The organism is Roseibium sp. RKSG952, assembly GCF_009711355.1.
In genome coordinates this window covers 37,606-56,771 of the sequence record NZ_SMMF01000915.1, presented here as the reverse complement: position 1 = coordinate 56,771, position 19,166 = coordinate 37,606, and the positions used below count along the sequence as shown (strand labels likewise).

21 protein-coding genes are annotated in these 19,166 nt (G+C 56.6%); 20 read left to right on the top strand and 1 reads right to left on the bottom strand.

The genetic code is table 11. The features are described from left to right. Nucleotides 1–285: 285 nt before the first annotated feature. From E1297_RS20035 to E1297_RS20005, 7 genes are all read left to right on the top strand, one after another. Nucleotides 286–1,347 carry a flagellin gene (locus E1297_RS20035; protein WP_155141547.1) on the top strand — a complete coding sequence of 354 codons (1,062 nt, stop codon included), beginning with the start codon at nucleotides 286–288 and terminating at the stop codon, nucleotides 1,345–1,347. A 128-nt stretch (nucleotides 1,348–1,475) separates the two neighbouring features. Next, the gene (gene fliF, locus E1297_RS20030) at nucleotides 1,476–3,119 is read left to right on the top strand and encodes a flagellar basal-body MS-ring/collar protein FliF (protein ID WP_155141545.1); all 1,644 of its coding nucleotides are present in this window, start codon (nucleotides 1,476–1,478) and stop codon (nucleotides 3,117–3,119) included. Further along, on the top strand, nucleotides 3,119–3,751 hold the full coding sequence (locus E1297_RS20025; RefSeq protein ID WP_155141543.1) for a hypothetical protein: 633 nt from the start codon (nucleotides 3,119–3,121) through the stop codon (nucleotides 3,749–3,751). The genes fliF and E1297_RS20025 overlap by 1 nt, the downstream gene beginning before the upstream one ends. A 5-nt stretch (nucleotides 3,752–3,756) precedes the next feature. Further along, nucleotides 3,757–5,163, top strand: coding sequence for a MotB family protein (locus tag E1297_RS20020; RefSeq protein ID WP_155141541.1), 1,407 nt, complete (start codon nucleotides 3,757–3,759; stop codon nucleotides 5,161–5,163). Next, nucleotides 5,160–6,371: a chemotaxis protein gene (locus E1297_RS20015; protein ID WP_155141539.1), complete on the top strand. Its 1,212-nt coding sequence runs from the start codon at nucleotides 5,160–5,162 to the stop codon at nucleotides 6,369–6,371. Before E1297_RS20020 ends, E1297_RS20015 begins: the two co-directional genes overlap by 4 nt. Nucleotide 6,372: 1 nt before the next feature. After that, nucleotides 6,373–7,578 (top strand): flagellar hook-length control protein FliK, encoded by a 1,206-nt coding sequence (locus E1297_RS20010; protein ID WP_155141537.1) that lies wholly within the window; start codon nucleotides 6,373–6,375, stop codon nucleotides 7,576–7,578. Beyond that, entirely contained in the window at nucleotides 7,532–8,110 is a 579-nt protein-coding gene (locus E1297_RS20005; protein ID WP_155141535.1) for a transglycosylase SLT domain-containing protein, read from the top strand. Before E1297_RS20010 ends, E1297_RS20005 begins: the two co-directional genes overlap by 47 nt. A 64-nt stretch (nucleotides 8,111–8,174) precedes the next feature. Here the strand turns inward: E1297_RS20005 and E1297_RS20000 are convergent, their stop codons facing one another. Beyond that, a complete protein-coding gene (locus E1297_RS20000) occupies nucleotides 8,175–8,807 on the bottom strand; it encodes a heme-binding protein (protein ID WP_155141533.1) in 633 nt (210 codons plus the stop codon). Nucleotides 8,808–8,996: 189 nt separating this feature from the next. Between E1297_RS20000 and E1297_RS19995 the strand changes: the two genes are divergently transcribed. The 13 genes from E1297_RS19995 to E1297_RS19935 all read left to right on the top strand — a co-directional run bounded on the left by E1297_RS19995 (nucleotide 8,997) and on the right by E1297_RS19935 (nucleotide 19,023). Continuing rightward, the gene (locus E1297_RS19995; protein ID WP_155141531.1) at nucleotides 8,997–10,214 is read left to right on the top strand and encodes a flagellar hook protein FlgE; all 1,218 of its coding nucleotides are present in this window, start codon (nucleotides 8,997–8,999) and stop codon (nucleotides 10,212–10,214) included. Between the two features lie 34 nt (nucleotides 10,215–10,248). After that, the gene (flgK, locus tag E1297_RS19990; protein WP_155141529.1) at nucleotides 10,249–11,727 is read left to right on the top strand and encodes a flagellar hook-associated protein FlgK; all 1,479 of its coding nucleotides are present in this window, start codon (nucleotides 10,249–10,251) and stop codon (nucleotides 11,725–11,727) included. A 6-nt stretch (nucleotides 11,728–11,733) separates the two neighbouring features. Next, nucleotides 11,734–12,783, top strand: coding sequence for a flagellar hook-associated family protein (locus E1297_RS19985; RefSeq protein WP_155141527.1), 1,050 nt, complete (start codon nucleotides 11,734–11,736; stop codon nucleotides 12,781–12,783). A 26-nt stretch (nucleotides 12,784–12,809) separates the two neighbouring features. After that, nucleotides 12,810–13,169, top strand: a complete 360-nt coding sequence (flaF, locus tag E1297_RS19980; RefSeq protein ID WP_155141525.1) for a flagellar biosynthesis regulator FlaF — start codon at nucleotides 12,810–12,812, stop codon at nucleotides 13,167–13,169. Then, the gene (gene flbT / locus E1297_RS19975) at nucleotides 13,166–13,612 is read left to right on the top strand and encodes a flagellar biosynthesis repressor FlbT (RefSeq protein ID WP_155141523.1); all 447 of its coding nucleotides are present in this window, start codon (nucleotides 13,166–13,168) and stop codon (nucleotides 13,610–13,612) included. Before flaF ends, flbT begins: the two co-directional genes overlap by 4 nt. A gap of 20 nt (nucleotides 13,613–13,632) precedes the next feature. Beyond that, complete coding sequence (gene flgD, locus E1297_RS19970) at nucleotides 13,633–14,040, top strand: flagellar hook assembly protein FlgD (protein ID WP_155141554.1); 408 nt, start codon at nucleotides 13,633–13,635, stop codon at nucleotides 14,038–14,040. A gap of 2 nt (nucleotides 14,041–14,042) precedes the next feature. Next, complete coding sequence (gene fliQ / locus E1297_RS19965) at nucleotides 14,043–14,309, top strand: flagellar biosynthesis protein FliQ (protein ID WP_155141521.1); 267 nt, start codon at nucleotides 14,043–14,045, stop codon at nucleotides 14,307–14,309. A gap of 102 nt (nucleotides 14,310–14,411) precedes the next feature. Next, nucleotides 14,412–16,502 (top strand): flagellar biosynthesis protein FlhA, encoded by a 2,091-nt coding sequence (gene flhA, locus E1297_RS19960; protein ID WP_155141519.1) that lies wholly within the window; start codon nucleotides 14,412–14,414, stop codon nucleotides 16,500–16,502. Next, entirely contained in the window at nucleotides 16,499–17,275 is a 777-nt protein-coding gene (fliR, locus tag E1297_RS19955) for a flagellar biosynthesis protein FliR (RefSeq protein WP_368669621.1), read from the top strand. The genes flhA and fliR overlap by 4 nt, the downstream gene beginning before the upstream one ends. Before the next feature lie 4 nt (nucleotides 17,276–17,279). Then, nucleotides 17,280–17,669 carry a flagellar biosynthesis protein R gene (locus E1297_RS19950; RefSeq protein ID WP_155141517.1) on the top strand — a complete coding sequence of 130 codons (390 nt, stop codon included), beginning with the start codon at nucleotides 17,280–17,282 and terminating at the stop codon, nucleotides 17,667–17,669. 88 nt (nucleotides 17,670–17,757) lie between these two features. Next, nucleotides 17,758–18,177 carry a rod-binding protein gene (locus E1297_RS19945; protein WP_155141516.1) on the top strand — a complete coding sequence of 140 codons (420 nt, stop codon included), beginning with the start codon at nucleotides 17,758–17,760 and terminating at the stop codon, nucleotides 18,175–18,177. 98 nt (nucleotides 18,178–18,275) lie between these two features. Beyond that, a complete protein-coding gene (locus E1297_RS19940) occupies nucleotides 18,276–18,578 on the top strand; it encodes a hypothetical protein (RefSeq protein ID WP_155141513.1) in 303 nt (100 codons plus the stop codon). Continuing rightward, nucleotides 18,571–19,023, top strand: a complete 453-nt coding sequence (locus E1297_RS19935; protein ID WP_155141511.1) for a hypothetical protein — start codon at nucleotides 18,571–18,573, stop codon at nucleotides 19,021–19,023. The genes E1297_RS19940 and E1297_RS19935 overlap by 8 nt, the downstream gene beginning before the upstream one ends. Nucleotides 19,024–19,166 lie beyond the last annotated feature (143 nt).

Sequence of the window (19,166 nt, the reverse complement as noted above, 5' to 3'; positions counted from 1 at the left end):
GAGTGGCCCTGAAAATCGGGGCAGGTCACGCGTTAGCCGATTATTGTAAGCTCCTGCTGCCATTGAATTCAGATGTATCTATTATCAATGTACTGGACATCGGGAAAACTGGGTCGTATCTCTAACGTGCAAGTTTCGGGCAAGGTGGTTCGTATAACTTGCAGATTACACGGCGGGTTGAGCCCCCACCTCTATGGCTCAAAAGCATGATGCTGCCCTGCCGTTCCGGTGAAATTCCGGAATGTCCCACCGTCAATATCACTTTGGATTTGAAAGGGACATATAATGTCTAGCTTGCTTACAAACAGCTCTGCAATGACTGCTCTGCAGACATTGACCTTGACCAACAAGAACCTTGAAACGACCCAGAACCGCATTTCCACGGGTCTGCGCATCAACGATGCTTCCGATGGTGCTGCTTACTGGTCGATTGCGACAACCATGCGCTCTGACAATGAAGCTCTTTCGGCTGTGCAGGATGCTCTTGGCCTTGGTGCCGCGACTGTTGATACCGCGTTCACTGCAATGAACAATTCTATCAGTCAGGTGAATAGCATTAAGAAGCTGGTAACGGCAGCGTCAGAGGGTACACTGGACAAAAGCGACCTGCAAAAGGAAATGACGCTGACGCAGGAGCAGCTTCGGACCAATGCGGAATCCTCAAGCTTCAATGGCGTGAACTGGGTTGCCCAGAACACGGATGATGCTTCCAACAACACTGTCAAGGATGTTGTCGGTGGCTTTACCCGTGACACTTCCGGTAATGTTGCTGTTCAAAAGATTGAGGTTGAAACCGAGAACTCAATCCTGGTCGATGCCGCCAGCCTGACCGGGACGGGTACCAACATCGGTATTCTTACTAGGGATGTGTCCGCCGATTTGCAGACTTTGGCTAATGCAAAATTGCATGAGCTGAATGGTACAACCACAGCGACCGCCGATTTGGCGAACCTGCAGTTTCTGAGAGACGGTTCTCTGGGCTCCGTAATGAGCGGTACGACTCTGCAAGAGTTCTCCTTCCTCGAAATGGACATTTCGGGTCTGGATGTTACGGACAACGACAAGGCGGTTCTGGCCGCCGTCAGCCAGTTGGTGGATGATACCTTGTCCGATATGACGGATGCGGCGACGAACCTTGGTTCGACCAAGTCCCGGATTGATGCTCAGGCAACGTTTACCCAGGCTCTGATGGATTCAATCTCTCGCGGCATCGGTCAGCTGGTTGATGCGGACATGAATGCTGAATCAACCCGTCTGCAGGCGCTTCAGACCCAGCAGCAGCTCGGCATCCAGGCTCTGTCGATCGCCAACCAGGGTGCGTCCAACATCCTGTCGCTGTTCCGTTAATTCCTCTGGTTTTTCAGAAGGATGGAAGCCGCGCTCTTCGGAGCGCGGCTTTTTTCATGCGCAACCCTCGCGCAAGCTGAGGTCCCGATAGTGAGCCTCGACGATTTCTGCTCTTCAAGGGGTGTTACATGCCTGGCCGCGAACAAGCTGAGAAAATTTGGGCGAACCTGATGGAACTTGGGGTCAAGCGCCTGATTGCCTTGGCCTTTATCGGACTTGCGACGATCCTGACCGTCGGCCTCGGCGCCTACTATCTGAGCCGTCCGGAACAAACGGTCCTTTATACCGGTCTGGATGCCGAGGACGTGACCCGCATTGGCGCGGCGCTGCAGGATGCCGGTCTGTCCTACGACATCAGTTCCGATGGTACGGCCGTCATGGTCAACCATGCCGCAGCCGCAAAGGCGCGGATGCTGCTGGCCGAGCGCGGTTTGCCGCGTGGCGCTGATGCAGGATATGAGCTTTTTGACGAACTCGGATCGCTGGGTCTGACGTCCTTCATGCAGGAGGTCACAAGGGTCCGTGCGCTCGAGGGTGAACTCGGGCGGACCATTCAGTTGATGCAAGGGGTGCGGGCCGCGCGCGTTCATATCGTTTTGCCTGAAAAGGGGTCCTTCCGGCGTGACCAGCAGCCGCCGTCTGCTTCCGTTGTCATCCGGTCGGATTCGCCCGACGATGTGCGAACGGCGGAAGCGATCCGGCATCTGGTTGCGGCCGGTGTGCCGGGGATGACTGCGGACAAGGTGACTGTGCTTGACACCACAGGCGGGGTGCTGGCGGCCGGTGACGATCCGTCAAAGGCCGGGGCAGGGCAGCTCGCCAATCTTGAGTCGATTGTCAGCAACCGGATCCAGGAGAATATCCGAAAGACACTGACGCCTTATCTTGGGCTGCAGAACTTTCAGGTAAGTGTGGCTGCGGATCTGAACACCGACCGCAAGCGGATCGCGGAAACGATCTATGATCCGGATTCCCGGATCGAGCGGTCGGTCAGAACGGTCCGCGAAAACGAGAACGCCCAGAATTCCAGTCTGCAGGCGCCGACCACCGTGGAGCAGAACCTCCCCGAAGAAGAGGTCAATGCCGACAATGGCGAGCGTTCCAGCGAGGAGAACGAGCGGCGTGAAGAAACCGTCAACTACGAAATCTCGTCCAAGCGCATTGAAACGTCTCAGGACGGATACAAGGTCGAGCGCCTGTCGATTGCGATTCTGGTTGATCGGTCAAGGCTGTTCGATTCCCTTGGCGGGCAGCCGACCGACCTTCAGGTCGAAAACCAGTTGACGGAAATCAGCGAACTCGTCGCGTCTTCGGCCGGGGTGAACGTGGCGCGTGGCGATACGGTCAAGGTTTCGGTGCTCGACTTTATCGATGGTGGCCGCAACATGCAGCCGATCCCGCCACTCACGATCTCGGAATACTTCCTGCGCCAGTCCGGCAACCTGATCAATGCAGCCGCCATTCTGGCGGTCGCAGGGCTCGTGGTCTGGTTCGGGCTGCGGCCGGCAATTCAGGCGCTGGTCCCGCAGGTTCAGACGGCGGAAGTCGAGACAGGCAATATGGAGATGATTGCCGAAGCCGCCGAGCATCCGGAGGCCTCCTTCAGCACGACGAACATGCTGATGGCCGCCAATCACGAGGACATGATCAAGGAGCTCACGAGCAAGTTCAACGAGTCGCCTGTACGCAAACTCGAATCCCTTCTGGAACTGAACGAGGAACAGTCGGCCGCTATCCTGAAGCAGTGGCTCTATGAAGGGGAAAATGCCTGATGACGAGCCCGGTCGCATCTCATCTCAGGCGGCTTCATCATCCGCAACTCCAGGATTTTGACACCAAACAGGAGCAGCTGGTTCCGATCGTCCTGGAGGAGGTTTCCGAAGAGGAGGCTCCTTCTGTCGAGGAGCAACTCGCAGACGCCTATCAACGTGGTGTAACCGACGCTGAAGCTGCGGCTGCCGAGCGTGAAAGGGTGGCGGCAGAAAAACGGGCGGCAGATTATGAGGCCGAAAGTGCCGCGCTCCGCAACACGCTGATGAACGAGCAGGCCGTTCAGTTGGCTGGTCAGGTCCGCGAAGCGGTCCAGGCACTGGAATCCAGGCTGGCTGAGTCGGCGGCAGCGGTGCTTTCGGAAGTCGTCGAAGACGGGGTGCGTCAGCGCATGGTCGTTTCGTTTTCCGAAACCGTCAAAAGCCTTCTGGAAGATGAAGAAGACGGGGTGCTGGAGATTTCGGGACCTGCTGTCTTTCTGGGTTCGCTCAAGGACGCCTTGGGGGCATTGGCGGGCAGGGTCAGGCTGCAGGAAGCGGATACTCCCGAGCTTCAGGTCAAGATTTCCGATACGCGGATTGAAACGCGTTTTAACGATTGGATGGCGCAAGTGCGCCAGGTGCGTGAGGGCTGAAAGTCATGCAAGAACCTCTTGCCGGTGATGTTGTCGTTGTCCGCCGGAAGAACGCCTGGGAGCACGACGAGCATCCGCATGGCGTCTGGAAGATCGCCTACGCCGACTTTATGACCGCGATGATGGCGTTTTTCCTTGTCATGTGGTTGATCAACGTGACCGATGACAGCGTCAGACGCGGTGTTGCCCAGTATTTCAACCCGGTCAAACTTGCCTCCACGGCCCCCAACCAGAAGGGTCTGAACGATCCGAGCATCAATGGACCGACCAATGAAGCGGGCAGCGGTCAGCAGGTTGGCGATCTTGCACCTCCGGTGCGCGAAGGTGACAGGCCGGATGCGATGGGCAACCTGAAGGTTGCCACCGATCCGGCTACCGGTGGCGGCGGTGGCGAAGACCGGACGGGCCAGTTCACGCAAGTCCATTCCGAAACCCAGATTTTCATCGATCCCTATGCCGTGCTCGACCGGTTGGCGCAAAAGGCGCATATGCGCGATGCGGATGAAATGGGCCAGAGCGCAATTGGCTCGGGCCTCGACAAGGAAGCGGGTGCAAAAGGCGGAGAAGCTTACCGGGATCCGTTTGACCCGCTTTACTGGCAGTTTGTACCCAATCGGGGGATAGAGGAAGCCAACCGCGTCGAGCCGCTCCAGCAGACCCGAAACATTGAAATCGACACGGATCTTGCGTCCGGCGGTATCGGTGAAAGCCAAACGGCGGACGGTCTGGTGCGGGCTGCTCAGGAGAACGGTCAGGACGGTTCATCCAAAACGGAGGCAGCCGAAAACGCGGAGATGGCCGGGACCCCGGGCGAAGCGTCTGAAACGGCCCAAGACGGCAGTGCCGGTAGTGCTCAGCCGGCGGGCCACGGCGGCGATGTGACACAGCAACAGGCCGCTCGGGAAATGCCGCAAAACGGCGAGGTTCCGGAAACTGCCGGCAACGACAACACAACTGTCCGGCAGATCGAGACGGAACTCGCAGCCGCAAAGGGAACTTCCCTTGAACAGACCGCTGCGCGTGTCAACGTGCGGCAAACGGCTCAAGGCGTACTGCTAAGCCTGACGGATGACCAAAGCTTTGAGATGTTCGCGATCGGGTCGGCGGAGCCGCGTGCGGAGCTTGTTGCGCTGCTTGAAAAACTCGGCAAGATTCTTGCCGAAAAGCCGGGTCAGATCATCATCAAGGGGCACACCGACGCGCGCCCATTCCGTTCCAGGACTTATGACAACTGGAAACTGTCGACGGCGCGTGCGCACATGGCGCTCTACATGTTGACCCGTGGCGGAGTTGAGCAGGGCCGGTTCGGCAGGGTGGAAGGCTATGCCGATCGGGAGCTGAAGGATGCCGGGAACCCGAACGGGGCTGTAAACCGGCGCGTCGAGATCCTGCTTCTGGAGCCAGAACAATGACAGCGCAATTCATGATGCGGATCCTGTTCCGTGCGATCGCTTTGGGAGTTTCGTTTGTGGCATTGCAGTTGCCTGTAAGTGCACAGGTTCTGCCGGAGAAACAGCCCTACGAGATGGTGCGAACCCTTCAGTCGCTTCAGGCGGAAGTGGCTCAGGGAAACACGCACGCGCTAGCCGCACAAAGAGCGCTTCTGCTTACGATGGATGAAGAATTCCTGCTGATGCCGAAGGAGTGGTGGCAGGAACCGCGCAACGCACGGGCTGCCGTCATCCATCTCCTGAGCGGCGGTCACCCGAAAGTCATGCGGATGTTGATGGTGCTTGAACCGGCGCCGAACATCGACCAGCGTCTGACGAAGGCGGCTCTGGCGTATGTCGAGGGCAGGGAGCAACAGGTTCTCGACAACCTGAAGGACATTGATCCGATCGATTTGCCGCCAAGCCTCGGTGGTCATGTGGCCGTGATCAAGGCCGCGGTGATCCTGCAGACCGATCCGCCTGCGGCACTCAAACTTCTGTCGACAGCCCGCTTGCTGATGCCGGGCTCCCTGGTGGAGGAAGCGGCACTCCGGCGCGAGGTGTTTGTGTCTGCGTCGCTTGGCGATGTCGAACGGTTCAACATGCTCTCCATGCGGTATCTGCGCCGTTACGGCAAATCCCTCTATGCCAGTGATTTTCGCCGCCGGTTTGCCCATGCAATCGATACACTCGGTTTCGGGCAGAATCCGGAGCGCTTCGTCATCATCGAAAGCCTGATTTCCGAATTTGACCGCGATACCCAGCGCAATCTCTATCTCAGACTGGCCCGGTCGGCTTTGCTGAGTGGCAACCTCTCGATCGTCGAAAAAGCGACCGCGAGAGGTATGCCGCTTGCCATAGCGGAAACCCATGAGGCGGAGGTGTTCAAACTCTATCGGGCGGGCGCCCTGATTGACGTCGAAAACATCAAGAAGACCCGCGATTTGCTGTGGTCCATCGATCAGAAGAAGCTGACAGAAAGCGAAAAGAAGCTGTTGGAGATGGTCTATTCCGTCGTGAACAATATACGGCATTTCCCGGATCCGCCGGAGAATGTCATCGGCGATTTTTCGATCTATCTGCGGATGGATGACCCCAGGGATCCCAACTGGGTGACACCGGTCATGAGTGATGCGGCAACCATATTGCGTTCGTCCGGGGCATTGATGGAACGGATGGGGAGCAACTGACATGGCGATGAGTACTCCAGCCTTCCTGCAGTCGCTCAAGACCGCAGCCAAGCCGTCAGCCGGAGGGCAGAGGTCGGGCGACGCCGGCAATGCGGCGTCACCGGATCAGGAAAATGCGTTCAAGGATCTGGTAAAGGGCATGGGAAAGCCCCGTGAGGGCATAAAGACTTCCGCTGGGGGCGATGGCAATGCTGAGGCGTCCGGGTCCGAATCGGCGGGACAGGCCAAGGATAGCACTATCAGTGCTGCGCAAGGTGCGAAGCTGAAAGAAGGAGAGGAGACGGTTCTCTCGCTTCTGAATGGTTCTGGTGGCAACAGCGTGCAGGGAACGCTGGAGCAAGCCCTGGAGCGTTTGGCCGGGGCCGTCATGCCGGGGAATGGCGCACCGGTAAAAACCATCCATGGGCAAGGCGTATCCGCAAACGGGCAGGCGGCAGCAGGCTTGCCCCAGGCCCAACAATTACTATCCCAAGCCGAGGCTGCGGCGGCAGGACGCGATGGCAAGACCGGCCTTTTCGCAAAATTCGCAGTTGAGCCTGAAACCGCCGGAGATGGTACAAAAGCAAAAAGCGGAGTTGCGGGAAAGCTTGCCGTTGATATCGGTACGATCACGGTTCTGAAGCAGGAAACCCATTTTGCGCCAACCTTGCGCCTGTCGCCCATTCAGCAGATCGGTGACGCACTGACAACAGTCCTGAAAGAGCAGGCGGCGGAAATGCGTCAGGCTTCCTCCGCCTTTTCAATAAAGTCCGAAGGACCGGTCCTGAAGACGCTCGAAATCCAGCTGAAGCCAATCGAGCTCGGCACCGTCAAAGTGTCCCTCAAGATGATTGGTGATCAGGTAGAAGTCACACTGAAAGCGAGCAATCCGCAAACCGTAGAGCTTCTGAAAAGCGATCGCCAGCTGCTCGACCAGATGTTGCGCGCAACCGGCTACAAGCCGGACATGATTGCGATTCAGGCAGCAGATGATCGGCCGCTCACTCAAATTCATCCTGCCTCTTCGTCGCAGAACGCACAATCTGGACAAATGGATGCCCAAACACAGGGACAGCATTTGGCCAATGGCGGTCAACCGGGTGGCGAAGGCCGGGCAGGCAATGGGGGGCAGGATGTGTTTGAGCTGGAGCCGGGAGACGACTTTCAACGGAGCGAACGGGATGCCGGCGAAAGCGATACGCACCGCGGTGGCGATCTGTATCTTTAGCATTCTGGGTGTGCTTGGTAGTCTTGGAACGCGAGCCCAGGCCGCCAACATCTGCGAAGGTGAAATGACCGCTGCGGCCGCTCAATATGGCGTGCCTTTGGGTGTTCTCTATGCGGTCGGGTTGACCGAAACCGGCCGCCGGAATTCGCTCCATCCTTATGCACTCAACATAGAAGGCAGGCCTGTATTTGCTGCAAACAAGCGTGCCGCGATCAGGGAATTCGAGACTGCACGGAAGGAGGGGAGGAAACTGATCGACATTGGCTGCATGCAGATCAACCACCACTACCATGGGTCCGAGTTTGTGTCCGTGTCTCAGATGTTTCAGCCGCGTGCCAATGTCCAATATGCAGCCCGTTTCCTGAAGCAATTGAGGTCCAGCCATGGATCCTGGACGATGGCTGTCGCCCGTTATCATGCCGGGCCGGACAATGACCCTGCCCAAAAACGGTATGTCTGCAAGGTGATTGAAAACATGGTCGCAAGCGGTTTTGGCAAGTGGACCGGCAACGCACGCGCATTCTGCAAATAGAGCGCTGGCACCTCGCCACTTTCAATGCCCTTTCCTTCGGGTTTTGGCTGTTGGCTATGCAATTCTATTGGGCAATGGGTATCTGCACCTCGTTATGGCGGAAGGGCGGCGGCATAAAAGGTGCATTGAAATAGGCGTAAACGGCGGGGCCGGAAGGTTTGTATGACTTCTCCTTCAAATAGGCCTCCAGTTTGCGTGCATGACTTTCGAAATTTGCGTTCGTCCACCGCCCGGAAAACGAGATGGCCGCGATGCGCTGAGCCGGTTTGGTAACGATTGAGATCTCCGGATTATCGGGTTGCGGAGCCGTTTTGGCTGTGTATTGGGCAGGCAGGTAAAAGGCGATGCTCCATTCATCGTCGCCGCGCGCCGCCTGGGTTACCGTTGCAGTCATCGGGATTTCAACCGGGGCCTGACTGACAGGCGCGGTCATTGCGATTTTGGTATTCGCCTTGTTCGCTCCGGAGATGTATTTGAAAAGAATGTTGAACGCCTGACGCGACGTCTCGGAACGTGTTCCCTTGAGCGTAACCTCAGCCGCCGTCACAGGGCCATACTGACGGATTTCGATGCTTTCATCCTTTGCAATGACACGGTGCTCCACCTGTTCGAGACTGTCTGCGGTCTTGGCTGGCAGGACAGACAGCAGGATGGTTGTGACTGGCAACAGCGCTGTCGTTCGAATGATGCGGTTCATGGCGTTCCTTCCCTGGCCCGGTGGTCTACCGGTCAGATAGAGCAACCCAACATTCGGAAAAGGAGCGGTACGCGGTCAGATCAGGAGACATGCTCCAAGCGAAATTGCCATCCGGCCCTGGCAACAGCCTCGCGCAAGATAGGTCCGATTGAATGGTCTCCAATAAGGTTTGGCAACTGGAGACGGTCCATGGGTCTTTTCGGCGTAATGCGCACTGGCGTATCAGGAATGAACGCACAGGCAAGCAAACTCGGCACAGTCGCCGACAATATCGCCAATTCCGCTACCACCGGTTACAAGCGGGCAGAATCCGAGTTCAGCTCGATGGTGCTCTCACAGGGCAAGGGAGGGTACAACTCCGGCGGCGTTGAGGCTCACACCCGTTATGCAATCTCGGATCAGGGGCCAACGAGCTATACGACCTCAAGCCTCGATCTTGCTGTTCAGGGCAACGGGTTTTTCGTTGTGGCCGATTCTGCCGGAACAGCGACATTGACCCGGGCCGGTGCCTTTGTTCCCACAGGAGAGGGTTACCTCGTCAACACCGCCGGTTATCGTTTGCAGGGCTATCCGATTGCAAATGGCACAACGCCGAATCTCGTTGCCAATGGTCTTGGCGGGCTCGAAGACGTCAATGTGTCACAGAACAAGCTTGAGGCGACGGCAACCGACGCTGCGACATTCTGGGCGAATATCCCCGACGACGAAAATCTGGCAATCGGCGACAGTGTGCAGACGTCTCTGGTGGTTTATGACAATCTCGGCAACGAGAAGAAGCTGGACATCACCTATACAAAGCAGACGGCTACAAATGTCACGCCGATGCCGGCAACCGTGGATTGGGATGTCACGGTAACAGGTGATGTTACCGGTGCGCCGACCGCGACGCTGGTATTTGATACCGCGACCGGTGAGCTAGCAGCCGGTAGTCCTGACAGCGTCAACGTAACAGTAGAAAACGGTTCAACATTTGATATTGACCTAAGCGGGTCAACATATCTTGCGGCAGGCTTTGAACCGACTGAAGTGGCTGCAAACGGCAATGCGCCAAGCTCTGTCGAAAACGTCGAATTCGATACGGACGGTACGCTTTATGCCGTCTATGAAAACGGCGCCCGCAAGGCGATTTACAAGATTCCGCTTGCCGATGTCGCAAGCCCCGACCGGTTGCGCCCTGCCTCGGGCAACACTTTCGAAGTCACCACCGATTCCGGTGATGTGCGTGTGGGGTTCCCGGGGGATGCGGGTCTCGGCAGCCTCGGTGTCGGGCAGCTTGAAAGTTCCAACGTGGATCTGGCGACCGAGCTGACAGCGATGATCGAATCGCAGCGAACCTACACCGCCAACTCCAAGTCCTTCAAGGCCGGGTCCGACCTGCTGCAGGAACTGGTGAATCTGGTGCGTTGATGGCGGCCATGCCCAATAAGGTGAGAAAAGAATCATGAGCCTTTCCGTTGCGCTTCAGGTTGCGCAGTCCGCTCTTTCTGCGCGGCAACTGGAAACCTCCACGATTTCCCGCAACATCGCGGGGGCACAGCAAGCCGGGTATTCTCGTAAATCGGTTTCGCTCAGTACCCAGGTGAACGGCTACGGACAATCCGGCGGTGTCCGGATCGACGGAATTGCGCGCATGACGGACAGCGCGCTTTACGGTTCGTTGAGGTCGTCGACGGCCATAGGAACGTCGCAGGAATCCGTTCTGGATGGGCTGACGCGCATGGCCGACACGATCGGTGACACGGCGCTGGAGATGTCTCCCGTCGCTCAAATGGGATTGCTCAAACAGTCGATCCAGACCTATTCGGCCGAACCCAACAATACGATCCTCGCAGCTGATTTCCTGCGCTCTGCCCAGGATATGGCACGGTCCCTGAATGATGCGTCCAGCGTTGTTCAGGAAGTCCGTGCAGATGCCGATCGTGATATCGATCTGAGTGTGTCTGAAATCAACAAGTTGCTCGGGCAACTTGAAGGGTTGAATGATACGATCGTCAAAGGGTCCCAGTCCGGTGCGGATGTCACCGATGCGCTCGACAGCCGGGATCAGGTGTTGTTGGCCCTTTCGGAAGAGATCGGTATCAAGACACTTGATCGTTCCAATGGGGATATTGTCGTCTACACAGACAGCGGCGTGACGCTGTTTGAAACATCGGCCCGGGTGGTCGAATTCGCACCCACTTCGACCTATTCAGCGGGCACAATCGGAAACGCAATTTTCGTTGACGGGATCCCGGTGGCAGGGCCGGGGGCCGTGATGCCGATATCTTCGGGCCGGATACATGGTCTGGTTCAGATCCGGGACGACCACTCTGTGACCTATCAAAGCCAGCTGGATGAGATGGCGCGCGGGTTGATCGAAGCATTTGCCGAGAGTGATCAGGTCGGGACCGGCGCCGACCAGACCGGGATTTTCACTTACACGGGCGGTCCGGCCGTGCCTGCTGCCAGCACACATGTGGTGGGTTTGGCTTCAGAAATTTCAGTAAGTACAGCGGTTGACCCGGACCAGGGCGGGAGCTTGGATCTTCTGCGCAATGGCGGTATTGCAGGTGCAAGCTATGACTACAACCCATCCAATCTTGGTGGGTTCAATGATCGCCTCAATGGTCTCTTGACCGAAATGGACGCCCAGCGGGTGTTTGATGGTTCGGTGGGTCTGGATCCGACCGACAGTCTGACCGGGTTCGGGGCCTCGTCCGTCAGTTGGCTGGAATCCTTGCGCAAAAGCACCACCAGTGACCTTGAGGTTCAGGCGATTGTCGTTACCCGGACAGCAGAAACCCTTTCCAACACAACCGGTGTGAACATCGATGAAGAGATGACCCTGCTCCTGGACATTGAGCGGGCATATGGCGCTGCGGCAAAGCTGATTACAGCGGTTGACGCAATGCTCAACGATCTCATGGCCGCAACGAGGTAATCAAAGATGAAGACATCCTTTATTTCCACGCTGACGCTCTCAAACACTGCGCGGTCCCAGATCATGTCGCAGACAGCGACGGTCAACAAGCTTCAGTTTGAGCTGGCATCCGGGCGGAAGGCGGATGTAGGTCTCGATCTGGGGGGGCGAACCGGTGAAACCGTATCACTGCGCAGCGAGTTCAATTTCCTGAACGCGATAGTCGATACCAATGCGCTGGCCAAGGCCCGGCTGGACATCGAGCAGGCTGCGCTGACCGATGTCAGGTCAAGTGCGGAGAATTTGCAAGGGACCCTTCTCGCCGTACGCGATGTCAACGGATCTGCCGGGAGTGTTCTCGCCGAGGCCGAGGCGAGCCTCGAGCTTCTGGTGTCGCGTTTGAACACACAGCTCAATGGATCCTATCTGTTTGCCGGTCAGAATACAGATCAGCCGCCCCTGACCCCATACGAAGCCGGTTCGCCGAATAAAGCATCGTTGGACACCGCTTTTTCGACCTTCTTCGGTGTGACGGATCAAGATGATCCCGCCGTTGCGAACATCTCGGCAACTGACATGGATACCTTCCTGAATGGCGGGACCTTCGATGCGTTGTTTGCGTCGCCGGACTGGGAGGCGGATTGGTCAAGCGCTACCGATGAAACCGTTTCAACCCGCATTTCCACACGCGAAGACGTGTCCACGTCCGTAAGTGCGAATGAACAGGTGTTTCGCGACCTGGCAGCCGTTTACACCATGCTCAGTGAGCTGGGTAACGAGCAACTAGATCACGAGACCTACAAGGTCGTCGTCGACAAGGCTTCCGAGATGCTGGGCGGGATCACAAGCGATTTGGCTGACCTTCAGGGAAAGCTTGGCGTATCCCAGGAGCGTGTGACCTTGGCAAGCGAACGGCTGGACATTCAGACCAATCTGCTGAACGAGCGGATCAACGGCCTTGAAAACGTCAACAAGGAAGAAACCGCTGTTCGGCTGAATTCGGCAATTACCCAGTTGGAAGTGTCTTACTCCATCAGCGCCCGGATCCAGCAGCTCAGCATCATGAATTTCCTGTAAAACGCATCAGCTCTTCGTGAGGACAAATGTATAGTCAATCCTATGCCGAAACCGCTGAAGAGTTCGGCGCGAATGATCGGCAAAATGAAGCAGAAGCGCTGAACATAGTCATTTCAAAACTTGAAATGGCAAGGGCGAGCGGTGCCAATTCACCGGAAGCGGCGGATGCGCTGTTTTATACCCGGCGTTTATGGGCCTATTTTCTGGAAAATCTTGCAGGCGAGGAGAATGCTCTCCCGGAGAACACCCGTGCCGAATTGATTTCCATCGGGATTTGGGTGCTCAAGGAGGCAGAGAGGTTGAGGCAGGGCGAAGTAGAGAGCTTTGATGGCATCATCGATATCAATGAGATCATCCGCGACAGCCTGAGCGGGAAGATCGCATGAAGATCGGGCTCAAAGCAGGTGAGCGGCTTTTCATAAATGGTGCGGTCTTGCGTGCTGACCGGAAGACGAACATCGAACTCATGAATGATGCGGTGTTCCTTCTTGAAGGGCATATTTTGCAGGCAGAGGATGCCACGACACCATTGCGTCAGGTCTATTTCATTTTGCAGACGATGATTATGGACCCGGCTTCGGCAAAAAACGTGAACGGGCTGTTTGAATCCGTCATGGGATCGGTTCGTCAGGCCTTTTCGAACCCCAATGTTCTTGAGCGTCTTGAGGTGGTCGACAATCTTGCCGCATCGGGAAAGTGGTTCGAGGCGATGAAGGTCATTCGAAGTCTTTACCCGATTGAAGAAGCCTTGATGTTTCGTCCGAAGAAAAGCGGCGGCCAAGCGGCGCAAGCAAGTGAAACCAGTGAACCGCAAGCGGCGGTGGGATAAGTGGAGTACAGCTCATGAGCATGGAAGTTCCGACAGCCACTGCGGTGAACGTTGACAGTACCTATACCGGTTCCAAGGCAGATGCGGCCCGGGACAGCCTGACAATGGATTACGACGCCTTTCTGAATTTGATGATGGCGCAAATGCAGAATCAGGACCCAACTGATCCGGTGGATGCCACCGAGCAGCTGTCCCAGCTGGCCAGTTTTTCGCAGGTCGAGCAGGCAATTGAAACCAACGCGAAACTCGAATCCCTTCTGGCCAACATGGCGTTCGGTCAGGTGGATGATCTGATCGGGCGCACGGTGACCGATCAGAACGGCACCACAGGCGTCGTTACGTCTGTTGAAGTCTATAGCGACGGGACATTGCTCGAACTCGACAGCGGGCAGGGGATATTGCTGGCCCCAGGCGTTAAAATCTCCTGACCATGAATGAAGTTGATGCACTTGATCTGGTGCGGTCGGCGATGTGGACGATCCTCATCGCCTCCGCGCCGGCAATCGTCCCGGCGATGGTTGTCGGGATCGCCATTGCTCTCCTGCAGGCGCTGACGCAGGTGCAGGAGATGACGCTGACCTTCATTCCCAAGATTGCGGCGATCCTGATCATGATCATTGTGGGTGGCCCGTTTATCGGCAGCCAGATGCAGGTCTTGACGACCCTGATTTATGGCCGGATCGAAAACGGCTTCTAAAGCTCTGGCGGCCTGTTAAATCAGCGCGGGCCGCTTTGCTCCATCCTCGGACAAGCTTCAAGAGCGAATTTAAGGTCAACCAGATCCTCATCGAGAGTAGGCATGACCGACGTTCTTGCACCCGTCTCCAGTTCCGACAGCCCTGAAAGCCGCCGTGATATCGGATTTGCCGTCGGCATCGTTTTGATACTGGCGGTCTTGTTCTTGCCGATCCCGCCATTCCTGATCGATATGGGATTGGCGTTGTCGATTGCCTTGTCGGTCCTGATCCTGATGGTTGCCTTGTGGATCCAGAAACCGCTGGATTTTTCATCCTTCCCGACGATCCTCCTGATTGCGACCATGCTCCGGCTGTCGCTCAACATCGCCACGACGCGTGTCATTCTCGCCAACGGGAATGAGGGGTTGAATGCGGCCGGCTATATCATCAACGGGTTTTCCCAGTTTGTGATGAGTGGTGACTTTGTCATCGGCCTGATTGTCTTTGCGATCCTCGTGACCGTGAATTTTCTTGTGATTACCAAAGGCGCGACCCGGATTGCAGAAGTCGGTGCGCGCTTTACGCTTGATGCCATTCCGGGCAAGCAAATGGCGATCGACGCGGACCTTAATGCCGGCTTGATCAATGAAAAGGAAGCTCAGCGCCGGAGGGCCGAGCTTGAAGAGGAAAGCTCGTTCTTCGGGGCAATGGATGGCGCCTCGAAATTCGTGCGCGGCGATGCGATTGCCGGTCTGATTATCACCGCGGTCAATATCCTTGGCGGTATCATTATCGGCGTGACCCGGCACGACATGTCTGCTGCCGATGCTGCTGATATCTTTACGAAACTGTCGGTCGGTGATGGTCTGGTTTCCCAGATTCCTGCCCTGATCGTTTCGCTGGCGGCCGGTCTGCTTGTCTCGAAAGGCGGAACGCGCGGATCGGCTGACAAGGCCGTCCTGGGGCAGTTGAGCGGTTATCCGCGGGCCTTGTTTGTCGCCGCAATTTTGATGGGTATTTTCGCGATCATGCCGGGGCTCCCGCTGCTGCCGTTTGCGCTGCTGGCTGCGGTGCTCGGGTTCGTGGGATACATCATTCCAAAACGCATCGCGGCCAAAAAGCGTGTGGAAGACGCCAAGGTCGAGGAGCAAAAGGCGATCGCCCAGGCCGAAAAGAAAGATTCGGTCAAGGAAAGCCTCAAGACTGCCGAAATCGAATTGGTTCTCGGGAAACAGCTGTCCACCCGGCTGATGATGAATCAGGGCGAGTTGTCTCGCCGGGTTGCGAAAATGCGCCGGAAATTCGCTGAGCAATTCGGCTTTGTCGTGCCGGAGATCAAGGTCACCGACAGCTTGATGATCGAACCGAAATCCTATCAGATCAAGATACATGGCACGATTGTCGCCTTGTATCAGATCCGGATCGGCGAGTTGCTGGTGATCCCGAATACCGAAGAAAAACTGCCTTTTCCGGCTGACGAGACCAAGGAACCGGCGTTTGGAATGCCGGCCTTCTGGGTGCCGATGGCCTACAAGGAAGACTTGAAGCGGGAAGGGCTGATACCGGCAGAAAACGAGACGGTGATCCTGACGCATCTGAGCGAAGTGATCCGGAACAACCTGCCGCAGCTGCTATCCTACAAGGACATGCGCAACCTGTTTGACCGTCTGGACCCGGAATACAAGAAGCTTCTGGACGACATTTGTCCGGCGCACACGTCCTATTCCGGCCTGCAGGCTGTTTTGAAACTGCTGTTGTCCGAGCGGGTGTCGATTAGAAACCTTCATCTGATCCTTGAGGCGATCGCTGAAATCGTCCCGCATGTCCGCCGTTCGGAGCAGGTTGCGGAGCATGTCCGCATGCGCATTGCGCAGCAGATTTGCGGCGACCTTTCGGAAGGTGGGCCTCTCAATGTCCTGAGGCTTGGCAACCGGTGGGACCTGGCGTTCCATCAAAGTTTGAAACGGGACGCGAAGGGAGATGTCATCGAGTTCGATATCGAGCCGCAACTGGTTGAGGAATTCGGCAAGGAAGTGTCGGATGCGGTCAAGAAACACATGCGTGGCGGGAAACGGTTTGCCATTGTGGCAGCCCCCGATGCGCGCGCATATGTCCGGATGATTGTCGAACGCATGTTCCCGAACTTGCCCGTGCTGTCGCATCTCGAGATCGCCCGCGGTACCGAAATCAACGCTTTGGGCAGCGTGTCGTGAACCCGGGAAGCCTGTTTCTGGCGGAAACGGGGTCGACCATCATCTTGTCCGTTTTCCTGCTGTTTTGCCGGATAGCCGGGTGCTTGATGATTATCCCGGGCTTTGGCACGACGCGGGTGCCGGCGCGCATCCGCCTGTTTGTTGCCCTCGGGGTGACTCTCGCCTTGTCGCCGGCGCTCGTTCCGGAGATGCAACGGGCCTTGCCGGATGAAAAGCTCGGGACTGTGTTTCAGCTCATCATAAACGAGGTGGTGGTCGGTCTTCTGATCGGTCTGCTTGGCCGCAGTTTCCTAGCAGCGCTGGAGACACTTGCAACATTGGTCTCAATGGCGATCGGATTGTCGAATCTGCCGGGTGCTGCGGTCGAAAGCAACGAGGCTCTCCCGCCAATCGCAAACCTCTTGACGCTGACAGCTACCGCAATGGTTTTCATTACCAATCAGCATTGGGAAGTCCTGCGCGGTTTGGCGGCATCCTATACGGCAATTCCGCCTGGTGCGGGTATCAGTACCCTTGGCGCGGTCGAGCGCTTTGCACAGCAACTCGCCGACGCCTTCCTGCTTGCGCTCCGCGTGGTCAGCCCGTTCGTGATCTATACGGTAATCATCAATCTGGCGATCGGGTTGGTGAACAAGCTAACGCCCCAGATACCTGCCTATTTTGTCGGTATCCCGTTTATCATCGCGGGGGGGCTTTATCTTCTATTTCTCATTTCCAGCGAAGCAATCGCCTTGTTTCTCGACGGCTACTTCGTCTGGTTGCAGCAAGGGTAGTGCCATGGCGCGAAATAGTCAGGAAATAGAGCGGATCTTGCGCCTGCAAAAACAGATTTACCTGTTTTCTTCATGGTTGATGCAAAAACTGGACTCCCAGGCGCACGAGCTGTCCGAACGCGAAAAGCGCATCCTTGATGCGTTGTCCAACGGCGACTTGGCTCAGCACGACAGATTTATTGCGAATGCGGCAGGAAGACTGAGGCGCATTCTGGATGAGCGTAGCGAATTGCGTGATGCGCGCGAGAAAATGGCCGGGGAGTTTGCGCGCCAACGCCAAATGCTCCGCTTGATGGAAAAACGCCTTGAGCACGTGCGCGGTATTGAAAACCGGAAGACGCAGGACCGCAATCTCGAGGACCTTATCGAGATACAATTGCGGCAGCACGCGTAAGCCTGCCGCAAGCTGGAACCCTTAGCCTTTCCGGTAATCTTCCACCTGATACGGTTCTGAGCCGAAGGCGAAACAAGGAGTGGACTTCATGGCGATTTCGCCTCCGTCTGATTTGATCATGGAGGTCGCTCATGCGGCCGACCCGATGGCCGCACGGCAAGCGGAGAGCCACTTGCTGAAACTGGCTTCTGCCGGCGGAACGTCGGATTTCACCTTTCAGGAGGTGTTTTCCAGCACTACGGGCCGGGCAGGGGCACAACCGATGCCGTCCGCTCCCCGGTTTGAAGCCGTCCAGTCTCCTGCTCAAAAGTTCGAGGCTGTCATCCTCCAGCAGTTTGTAGAGACCATGTTGCCTGACGATGCGTCCGCTGTATTCGGTGAAGGTGCGTCCGGTGAAATCTGGAAGTCGATGATGGCGGAGCAGGTTGCAAACCAGATTGCGGCGAGCGGTGGTGTCGGGATAGCCCAACTCTTGCCTGAAGGTCTTCAGAAAGGAGCACAAGCGTGAGTGGAGGAATGGACTTGCAGTTGGTCCCGGATGCTTCGGAAAGCCCTTATCGGACAGCGCCCCTGGCTATGGCTATTCGGCGCGCCCTGGATGTTGTGATGAGCGAAACACTCGCGCTGAGAGACAATCCTGCGACCGATGTTCAACAATTTGAGCATCGGAAAAGTCAGGCCCTGCTGGACCTGACAAAGGCGCGTCAATCTATCCCTGTAGAGGCATTTGATGCGGACATTGAAGACCTTTTGAAACAGCTCCGTCTTGCGCTGGACGACAATATGAGCCTGCTGAGCCGCCATCTCAGTGCGGTCGGAGAGATCACCGACATGCTCGCGGAAGTCATCCTGGAGCAGGATTCCGATGGGACCTATCAGCAGATCGTTCCGGAGCCGGTAAATGATTAGGGTCATTGCCTTGGGGGTCTGGATGCCGCTGGCAACCATCATGTCGGGTCTGATCACCGTGAACTGGCTCAATGAGGAAAAGCCCGCTGAAACGGCCAATGCGATAGGCGGGCTGGACTACGAAAACGTCCAGCCGGTCAATGTCCCCATGATCAAGGATGGGGTATTGCAGGGATATGTGGTCGCAAAACTAGTTTTTACCGCTGATGGCGATGCGCTGAGGTCCTTGCCAGTTCCGCCTCATCCCTTTTTGATTGACGAAGCCTTCCGCCGGCTCTACGCGGACGAAACTCTGGATTTCAGTTATCTCGGCCGCTATGATCTGGATAGTCTGACCGTCGACCTTCGCGATGCAACAAATCGGCGTCTTGGCAAAAAAGTTGTCCATGAAGTGTTGGTCGAGGAATTCAACTACTTCCCCAAGGATGTCGTGATCACCCATTGAGGGGCGATACAGAAGATTCCGGAGGCGGGCCTGACGACGGCTGTCAAACAGCTCGGCCTGCCATCGGCTTCAGGTATGTGCATCACTGTGCTGAAAGGGGCCGGGAGGTCCTTCAGAAAATTGTGGAATTCCGTCCTGGCAAG